Genomic DNA, 9,331 nt, shown 5'->3' with positions numbered 1-9,331 from the left:
ATATGCACCTTTTCTATTGTATTTGCAATTTAATAAAGTTAATTTGAATTTATGTAACGCACATATATGAAGCCATCTTTTAAAAAAGGAAGTGATTTATCATACACATTCAAGCTGTGAAAATACCAAAGAATATTGAAAGTCATTTGTTTAAGCAACTTAGTAACTTAGTTTCAAATGAGAAGAAAGAACGAATGAAGCGTTTATTAAACTCATGTGACGTTAATAGGACCCTGATAGGGGATTTACTAATCCGATCTCTAATCTGCCAAAAGTATAAAATTAATAATGAAGAAATTAGATTTAAATATAATGAGTATGGAAAACCTTTTGTTGAAAATTTTTCTGACTTTCATTTTAATCTGTCACATTCAGGAGAATGGGTGGTTTGTACTACTGCTAATTTTAATGTGGGTATTGATATAGAAAAGATTTCAGAGATAGAGGCTCTTAAATTAGCAAAAGAATTTTTTTCAGCGGATGAATTTTATGATATATCTAATATGAATTCTGATGAACAAATTAATTGTTTTTTTGATTTATGGACATTAAAAGAAAGCTATATAAAAACGATTGGAAAAGGGCTTTATACCCCATTAAATTCATTCTCTATAAAAAAAGAATCACGAACTTTAATTTCATACAAGAATATACCTAAAAACTTTTACTTTAAACAATATAACATTGATCCAAATTATAAGTTATCTGCTTGTGCAACAAGGGATGAATTTCCGCAAGAGATAATAATTAAAGACATTTATGCAATTTGCCAAAATATATACAAATTTGAAAGTAAGGAGAAAATCAATGCAGAAGACTAAACTTTTTTGCTTTCCACATGCTGGGGGATCTGCGTTTAGTTACGCAAAATGGAAAAATCACTTTAATCCATATATTGAGGTAGTCCCGATAGAGTTAGCTGGTAGAGGATATAGAATTGAAGAAAACTTGTACCAAAGTATGGAAGAGGCAGTAAATGATGTCTACAATAAAATAGTTATGCAGATAGATGATTCGCCCTACATTCTATTCGGGCATAGCATGGGAAGTTTGATCGCCTATGAAGTAGCCAGAAAAATAAAAGATTCTAAAAACGTATCGCCTGAATTTCTTGTTTTGTCCGGTAGAAATCATCCAAATAGTAAAATAAAAAATATCCGACATAATCTTTCTAATGAGCAATTTAAAAGAGAAGTTATTGCAATGGGAGGTACACCATCTGGGGTACTGCAATCAGAAGAATTAATGGAGATTTTTCTCCCTATTCTAAGAGCAGATTTTAAAATCGTTGAGACGTATATTCATGACAAAAATACACAACCATGTGATATTGATTTTCTTATATTTAATGGGGAAAATGATGAATTTACTACATATGATCAAGTAATAAAATGGGAACGATACACAAGTAAAACGTGTACTTTTCATTCTTTTGAAGGTAATCATTTCTTTCTAAATGAAAATATTGAAGAAATAGCAAATAGTATTAAAAGAAAGTTAGATTCTAAAAGATTATCAAATAGTTTTTAGTTTTTTAAGTATACTCATAGCTAACAAAGAAAAATATGAAAGATGAAAAATACAGGCATTGCTGAAATTTTATTGAATATATGCATAGAATCCTAAATGAACTGTTTAAAGGCAGAGACTCTAAGCAAAATGTATATGAATTAACTTTAGTTTAAGTTGGCTTTACCTATAATACCATTTAGAGTCTTTATTATACTTAGTACAAAGTACATAACAGTTAGGGATGCTGTATGTAAAGCTAATGAATATGTGAAGTGAAAAGGCCGACTCTTATAATTATGAGTGGGCCTTTTGGTTTTATGGATATCAAATTAGTGAGCAACATTTCAAAGCGTATCTTGTGATATAACTAAGTAGATTTTTTTAAACAAGGGGATGATGAGATGAATAAATTGAAGGGGAAAATTGCATTAGTAACAGGGGCTAGTAGAGGGATAGGTCGAAGTATTGCCTTACATTTGGCACAGGCTGGTGCGTTAGTCGTTGTTCACTATAGTAAAAGAAAAGAAGAAGCAGAAAGTGTAGTGGATAAAATTAAAAAAGATGGAGGTTCCGCATTTGCGATTCGTGCAGACTTAAGTACTTTTAATGGCATTAATAAATTGTATTCAATGATGGATCAATCTCTTCAAAAATATATAGGTGATACTACATTTGATATCCTTGTAAACAACGCTGGAATTGGGCAGGTGTTAACGATAGAGGAATTTACGTTTGAAATATATGTAATGTTTAGATACCTAAAGGAGTCTACGTTTTTTTAGTAGGGTCTTTCTAGCTAATGATAAGGTACCAGCAAATAAACTATTTTGTCTAATTGACAAATAGAAAGTTTACATAACGTTTTTCTGGTAAACAATTATGAGTCAAATAGTGTGATCAATTAAGTTATTTAGTCCTAAATCATAAGATTTTAATACAAAATACTATAATTTGATTAATAATAGTAGTGAAAAAAATATTAAATATATCTAAGTTTTAAAGCGAATATTAGAAACTGGTGTACCGCATTCTTATTTCAATAGCACATATGCAAGTATTAAAGTCCAGAACTCATCTGGTAGCGTTATGTACAATAAGGAAATTATGGGAAATAGACAACAAAATGCTGAAACGCAAACAGTACCTGTAAAAGAGGGAGATTATATAGAATTTACTCATATAGGAGGGGAAGCAGCAAAGGAAAAAACACGTGCGACTTTAACTAACCTTGAGAATGGAAAACAGGAATATATCGGAAAGAAAAGAACATATGGGGTTACATCTACAGGATTAATAAGACAATAAACGTATAAAAAAGTTGGGGAAATCCCCAACTTTTTTATACGTTTTAGTCAAGAAGATTCCTTCTTCAAGGAATGCGAAGTGAGTAGGTAGAGGTAAATTGGCTTCGAATAAGGTATGGCAGGAAGCTTTATCAATAAGTATGCAAATATTTAAAAAACTAATTTTTATACAAAAAGTGTATACTTACGACAAAAAAATTTACCTTAACCAACAATTTTGCTTTTAGTAAATTTAAGGTGTGTAATTAATATACATTTTTCGAGGAAAACGCAGAATTCTGTCAAATTATCTTCATTTACATGACTGTGAAAGTGGTATAAAAATGAAGCATATCCAAAATTATTAAAGGGGCTGAAAAAATGATTAAAAAACTTATTATTGGTTCTGTTGTTTTAGGAACAGCAATAGGAGTAAGTAAACCTATATTTGCTTCAACAAATTATTCTCCATCACAGTTTCAAGATAGGGGAGATGCCCAAGTTCAATCAATACCATCGCCATGGCAGTATTTAGGGCAAACCTCTAGGGAACTTCAAATTAAAACTAAGGATCCAAAAGTGCTTGCTTTTGAATTAGCGAAAGAAGCTCCATTTTACGAAGATGAATTAGTGGATGTGTGTTTTGCAATCTTAAGAGAAAATGTAGATGTAGTATATTGGACAAGTAAGGAATGGGCTAGATTTGAAGTAGGAAATTACGAGTTTAAACATGAAATGAAAATTTATAGAGATAAAGAACGTCAGCAATTAATTACTTCAATAGAATCATAAAAAAAGAAGCTATCTTTAGTAAGATATGCATCCAATAATGTAGACAGGAAAAGAGAGCACATAAAACTGTTGCGATATTGGAAAGTAAACTAAAAAAACAAGTATAATTACTTGTTTTTTTAGTTACAGTAATTATTTAGAAGGCTTAGCTTGTATATGTTCACATATATTTATTGGATAACCATAATCCTCTCTATACTATGATTGGGATACAAAAGCTAGAAAGGTATCAATCCATTTATTCTTAAATTGAATTAACATTCCTCCGTCATGGTAGGTTTCGTTATATTTTGAAAAAACACTTCACAAACAATATGTATTACTTTATGGGAACATTATTAAATTTGAACGATATTAACAATGCTTTGTTGATAATTAGCTAAAAAAGTATTGTACGATTAAATGTATTGTGTTACATTTGCGTTACAGGTTTGTTACGAAATGTTATAATTATTTCTATATCATTTCCTTTTGTTTCCTTAATGTTACGAAAGGTATAGATGTTTTATGTGTATAGGAGTGTGTGTAGTAAAGAGTCTGAGTTGAAAATACGTGCACACTTTAAATTTCCTTTCTGTCTGAATGAAGAAGACTACCAACTAATTAAAGGGTTCAAAGTAACAACTTTAAATAAAATGTGCTTCCTTTCCCACACACAATTGAGTACATATTTAAAGTACAGCCTAGTTGCTACACAGACTCTTGTACATATAAACATTAAGGTGAAATAGAGATAAGGATTTATTACATAATAAGCATTACTTAGCTAAACGTAAAAATATTATCTGTGCATTTTTATGAAATGTTAAAATGTCTAGATGATATTTTTTGAAGATTCTTGGATGTGTTTATGAATAACAATTTCTAATACTTAATGATTCTCTACTACTGTAATATCCAATAATTTATGTAATAGGATTTATAAGGTGTATGTACATTCACTTATATAGGGAAAATGAGGTTTTTCATATGAAGTATAGTTATAAAGTGTTTATATTTATTTGGACAATTATTTTATTGTTTTTTCTGCTTTATTATGGTTACAGTGAAATTTCCGAAAACGAGCAAGTGCCAGTCATAACAATCAAACAATAAAAATAAGAAATACTACAAAAGCAAAACATAATAAAAATAGATACCCGAAAATGTTTAAGAACAGGAACAATTACATGCATAAACAACCTTACGATTTCCATGCATACCCCACGTCATTTGGGCAATAGGGGAAAAGTATTATTATTTGGCGTGCGCAATCTTCCATCACTAGTAGAAACGGAAAGTTCCGTATCCCTGCTGAAGGAGGAAGATGTCTACCTGCCAGGGGGCGGATCTATTCAGCATCTAGAAATATTGGAATTAAAAGTGTAGAAAACAAATAGTGAAAAGGGAACATATCTTGTGTTTCCTTTTTTATTCTTGTAGATAAGTCTGGGGAGAAAACGGGGATTTCTGCACGTAACATAGATCTCATCGGTATACTAATTGTGTTTTACGTATAGCTGGGAGTTGGTGTGATGGTATTTACAATGGATGTGAGATTCCGTCATTCTTTTCATGAAATTGAATCATTAGACATTCCAAATATATTGTTTCCGAGTCAGTGCAGGAAATTGTATCAAGTGATTGGAATCGGCATTCAAGAAGAATTCCGCAATCCCTATGTCATTATAAAAGAGCAACATGGTTCCGTTACATTCCGATTACCAGAAGAATTATCAACATGGGTGCAGAACAAATTATTACTTGTTAAAAGGGGGCCAGTTTGTTTCCATACTGCATTTCAATTAGCCATGCGAAGTTTTGTGCCATTTTTTGATCTCGGATATAAAAAGAATAGTCTGTCAGGTTAGGTGAGGAGATGCCACCTCTGACTTTCACATCATACGTAGGATGTGGTGTAACTTGAATCAATTCAGATTTATGATTCTGAATAAACATTCTAACCTTTTCAAACTTGTTAATTACGGGCTGTATCTCCATTTTAAACCGATCATAGGGATATGTTTTATTTTTATTGTAATACCTATCCAGTTCAATCAACTCTGACACTGCTGTATCAAATTCACTCTTTACTTCAGGATTTACTTTTTGCAACCATTCTTTTGCATAAGAGCGGAATGAAGATTTATAAAACAAATTCATATCAAAACCAGCTAATGTGAGTGGCTTTCCTTTTTCTTTTTGTTCTTTCATATAGGTAAATAATTGTTCAAGTTCCTCAGTTTTCCATACAGAGTATAAGGATTGTTTCATCGCTTCTGTAGCGGTTGAGTTATCAAAATTTTGCTGAACAGCTGCTGCTTCCAAAAGCCCTGTTTCAAATGCAATCACATCATATTCAAGGTGTAACAGCTTGGGAGGAAGTGCTGGAAGACGGGATCCCTAAGAAAGCAAAAAAACTAGGTGTGAAATAATCAGTTATTTGTGATGGTGGATTCTCCTAGGTGGAGGGTTCGCCGTTTTTTATTATATGTTATGTTGTGGTTTTTATATAAAGCATATTGAAAAGATGGATTAAATCTTCTGGAATGATGTCTCCATAATTAATAACTTGTACAATAACCTTTCAATTATCACTAAATCCATTCATATCAACAAGTTGTCCCATATATCCCTTTGTAGCAATATCTTTTAAAGTACGCTAAAAAATACCCTTTATTTTATCTTTATCTTATCTTTACCTTATCTTTAAATTTTTATATTAAACTTGAAACCTTAAAGTATTGATGTATGAGTCTAAAAGGGTGGGAGATAGATGTTCATTACATAGTTTATATATAACCAATTACCTTTGAAAAATTGCATTTCTTATACGAGGAGGAATATATGAAGGATACAAGTAAAAAACAAATTATAAAAGTGTTCCTTATTAGTATTTTAGGCTTAGGAACAATACTTGGAATGCTATATTTTAATCATAAAACCAATATTCAACAAAATAAAGCGCTAGCCACTGAAAAACGTGTATTGCAATATGAATCTACCTTGAAAAAAGAATTAGAAAAATATAATTTAGGAGAGAAAACAGCAGTTTTATTAGGAATTATGTACCAAGAGAGTAGAGGTGAGGGAAACGACCCTATGCAGTCATCCGAATCACTTGGATTAAAGCCAAATGAAATTCAAGAGACAAGCTTGAGCATTAAACAAGGGGTAAAGCACTTTGTTAAAATGTACAAGTATGGAACGGAAAAAGATGTTAGCATGGATACAATTATTCAAAGCTATAATATGGGGCCAGGTTATATTGATTTTGTTGCTAGTCAAGAAGTTAAACAACACTCGGAGGATTCAGCCAAAAAGTTTTCTAAGATGAAAGTTGATCAAAATCCAGCAATGTATACTTGTGGTGGAAATAAAAATAATTTTAGGTATCCATATTGTTATGGTGATTTCACATATGCCACAAAGGTAAATGGAAAAACAAAACTTATTGAAGAACTTCTTCGAAATGTACATAGCTCTTCTAAATAAGTTGCAGAATGAAATATAATGATACCGTCAGTCATTAACAATAATATCTAAGAAAAAACTATTTTATTTCTTAATTCACATAATTTTCAAAAATAAATTCTGTAGATGTTAATATTTGTTATATAATATATTTGTCAAAGCATTACCCTTGAAGTTTCTACGGTCAATCTGTAAGATAGTTTGTTTGGTCCTTATATTCGCCTTAAACTAAAAAGAACTTGTAGAGATTCCTACAAGTTTTTTTGTTTTAAGGGTTAAATGTGGATTTCAAATATAGTTGTAATTTTTTGAGGGGGAAAAGTAAATGTTTATAAAAACAGAAAGGTTATTAATACGGAAATTTGAGTTCAAAGATTGGCAAGCTGTTCATGAGTATACATCAGATATCAATGTTATGAAATACATACCTGAAGGGGTTTTTACTGAAGAAAATACAAGAAACTTTGTGAATGAAAACATTGGTGAAAACGCTAAGAACTTTCCTGTAGTATTAATTGATAAAGATATTCTGATTGGTCATATAGTTTTTCATAAATATTTTGGTGAGCATACATATGAGATTGGTTGGGTGTTCAATCCTAAATATTTCAATAAAGGATATGCTTCTGAAGCAGCACAAGCTACATTGGAATATGGCTTTAAGGAAATGAAATTACATAGGATTATAGCTACATGTCAACCACAAAATACCCCATCATATCGAGTAATGGAGAAGATTGGAATGAGAAGAGAAGGCTATTTCAGGAAGTGTATACCACATGGGAATGAATGGTGGGATGAATATTATTACGCTATTTTAGAAGAAGAGTAGTGTTTCAGAATGCATCATTTAAATTGACACTCTTATTCCTAAATAGGCAAGTTGACTATCTTTATTGGGGATTCTTGCTACTAAAGGCGAAGTTTATTTTCAGTATCGCTGACGTGCAAAACTTTGTATAATCTGATCTTATCTCTAAATCACAACTGTTACCCCATCACCATCAAGTTAAAGTTTCATTTTATTTTGCTAACTTGATCATGATGTGACGTAACCTTAATTATTTAAAAATTTTAAAAAGGCCCCTTAGTCATGTTAAAGGGACCTTGATCACGCAAATGATCTGTAAACCAATTCATTTTTTATATATAGATCATTTGTATAATAATCTTTATAAATAATTGCTAAATAGTGAATTTACATAAATGCTTTTAGTAGTTCTTGAATTAATGGGATTGCTCCACCTATAAATTTTAAAACTGCCATTGCGATTTCCATATTATTCTCTCCTCTTTTTCGTATTAAGATGTAATAAATCTTTATAACCTTATTATAGTAAGCGCTTACAATTATAACAATACATTTTCGTATGCAATATTGCATATTTATACATTAGATCTCTATTATTCATTTTTTAATGGTACTATAGCGAGGTGAGAGTCTTTAAGGGTTCTGCTTAATAGGAGGAAATATGGAAAGAGTGCAAGCGATTTACAGTAATCAAAAATTTAAGAGTTGGGTTAAACAGGTATTAGCTGTAGGAGGAGTAATAGGGTGCTGTTATTTGGTGTTATATGTTTTCTGTTTCTTAGTTATCATGTAAATAGTATACAACTAAACTAGTAGAGTCTTGCCTAGAAAGGTAAGGCTCTTTTATTGTAGTACCTGGAGATGAGCAAACTACATACAATATCTCTCAGGTTTTTCAGATCACTTTGTACGGTTTCTTGTTTAGAACACTAATTCCTAGCATTGAAAACAGAATTCTATGGATAAAAAATATGTTTTTACTAGATACATATTAAAAAGACAAGCATAAATTATATTAGATTTTGACAAAGTCTTTTTAATTTCGAAAAGGATTTAAATCTTACTTATAGATTTGATTCCTTTTTATATAATATAATCCTTATATTGATACGTAAATATAATACAGTAATAATGATTTAAAAGCAAGAATTTTAGTAGCGGTACATTCACACATCCATCAATTTAAGATTTTAAAGTAGCTCTTAAACAAAAAAATTCTTTTTTTAATTAATTAATAGTAAACAAGAAAGATTGGCAAATTAACAACTAAAGAGATTTATTCAGGTAAAATCTATCAAAAGGTCCTTTACAAAATTTATACATAATTTAATTACAAAATAATGTAAAAATTATGCATTTTTGTAAAAGAAATTTGCTCCTTTTTTTTTACTTCAAAAATTATTTGGTTTTGTTAGGATTAAATTCCATGTCTGGCTTTTATTAAAATTTTCGGAGCCAACAAACCTCTCTACCATCCGGT

7 protein-coding genes and 4 pseudogenes are annotated in these 9,331 nt (G+C 30.5%); 7 read left to right on the top strand and 4 right to left on the bottom strand.

What is annotated here, in order from left to right; all coding sequences use genetic code 11:
* The first annotated feature begins 116 nt into the window (after window positions 1-116).
* The 5 genes and pseudogenes from ES895_RS14005 (at window position 117) to ES895_RS13985 (ending at window position 3,587) form a co-directional block, all read left to right on the top strand.
* Window positions 117-821 carry a 4'-phosphopantetheinyl transferase family protein gene (locus tag ES895_RS14005; RefSeq protein WP_000701216.1) on the top strand — a complete coding sequence of 235 codons (705 nt, stop codon included), beginning with the start codon at window positions 117-119 and terminating at the stop codon, window positions 819-821.
* A complete protein-coding gene (locus ES895_RS14000) occupies window positions 808-1,530 on the top strand; it encodes a thioesterase II family protein (RefSeq protein WP_001172937.1) in 723 nt (240 codons plus the stop codon). The genes ES895_RS14005 and ES895_RS14000 overlap by 14 nt, the downstream gene beginning before the upstream one ends.
* A 383-nt stretch (window positions 1,531-1,913) precedes the next feature.
* A pseudogene (locus ES895_RS13995) lies at window positions 1,914-2,255 on the top strand (SDR family NAD(P)-dependent oxidoreductase); the annotation flags it as partial.
* Between the two features lie 253 nt (window positions 2,256-2,508).
* A pseudogene (locus ES895_RS13990) lies at window positions 2,509-2,817 on the top strand (putative mucin/carbohydrate-binding domain-containing protein); the annotation flags it as partial.
* 359 nt (window positions 2,818-3,176) lie between these two features.
* The gene (locus tag ES895_RS13985; protein ID WP_135238422.1) at window positions 3,177-3,587 is read left to right on the top strand and encodes a hypothetical protein; all 411 of its coding nucleotides are present in this window, start codon (window positions 3,177-3,179) and stop codon (window positions 3,585-3,587) included.
* Between the two features lie 198 nt (window positions 3,588-3,785).
* On the opposite strand, the pseudogene ES895_RS13980 reads toward ES895_RS13985, so the two are convergent.
* The 3 genes and pseudogenes from ES895_RS13980 to ES895_RS29755 form a co-directional block, all read right to left on the bottom strand.
* A pseudogene (locus tag ES895_RS13980) lies at window positions 3,786-3,872 on the bottom strand (DUF2278 family protein); the annotation flags it as partial.
* Between the two features lie 1,461 nt (window positions 3,873-5,333).
* Window positions 5,334-5,918 (bottom strand): erythromycin esterase family protein, encoded by a 585-nt coding sequence (locus tag ES895_RS13970; RefSeq protein WP_002103105.1) that lies wholly within the window; start codon window positions 5,916-5,918, stop codon window positions 5,334-5,336.
* Between the two features lie 160 nt (window positions 5,919-6,078).
* Window positions 6,079-6,201 (bottom strand): annotated as a pseudogene (locus ES895_RS29755) (vancomycin resistance histidine kinase VanS); the annotation flags it as partial.
* Window positions 6,202-6,413: 212 nt separating this feature from the next.
* Here ES895_RS29755 and ES895_RS13965 point away from each other — a divergent pair.
* A complete protein-coding gene (locus ES895_RS13965; RefSeq protein WP_135238421.1) occupies window positions 6,414-7,061 on the top strand; it encodes a lysozyme family protein in 648 nt (215 codons plus the stop codon).
* A gap of 304 nt (window positions 7,062-7,365) precedes the next feature.
* Window positions 7,366-7,872 carry a GNAT family N-acetyltransferase gene (locus tag ES895_RS13960; protein WP_000470144.1) on the top strand — a complete coding sequence of 169 codons (507 nt, stop codon included), beginning with the start codon at window positions 7,366-7,368 and terminating at the stop codon, window positions 7,870-7,872.
* 366 nt (window positions 7,873-8,238) lie between these two features.
* Here the strand turns inward: ES895_RS13960 and ES895_RS13955 are convergent, their stop codons facing one another.
* The gene (locus ES895_RS13955; protein ID WP_001987408.1) at window positions 8,239-8,424 is read right to left on the bottom strand and encodes a hypothetical protein; all 186 of its coding nucleotides are present in this window, start codon (window positions 8,422-8,424) and stop codon (window positions 8,239-8,241) included.
* Window positions 8,425-9,331: the final 907 nt, after the last annotated feature.

Source organism: Bacillus sp. 007/AIA-02/001 (assembly GCF_004634455.1).
Classification (GTDB): domain Bacteria; phylum Bacillota; class Bacilli; order Bacillales; family Bacillaceae_G; genus Bacillus_A; species Bacillus_A cereus.
This window is presented reverse-complemented; position numbering and strand designations above follow the sequence as displayed.

Excerpts from the sequence above, each read along its gene's own strand:
- ES895_RS14000 (WP_001172937.1), top strand. The coding sequence starts at position 808 with ATGCAGAAGACTAAACTTTTTTGCTTTCCACATGCTGGGGGATCTGCG.
- ES895_RS13985 (WP_135238422.1), top strand. The coding sequence starts at position 3,177 with ATGATTAAAAAACTTATTATTGGTTCTGTTGTTTTAGGAACAGCAATA.
- ES895_RS13965 (WP_135238421.1), top strand. The coding sequence starts at position 6,414 with ATGAAGGATACAAGTAAAAAACAAATTATAAAAGTGTTCCTTATTAGT.
- ES895_RS13960 (WP_000470144.1), top strand. The coding sequence starts at position 7,366 with ATGTTTATAAAAACAGAAAGGTTATTAATACGGAAATTTGAGTTCAAA.
- ES895_RS13955 (WP_001987408.1), bottom strand. The coding sequence starts at position 8,424 with ATGCAATATTGCATACGAAAATGTATTGTTATAATTGTAAGCGCTTAC.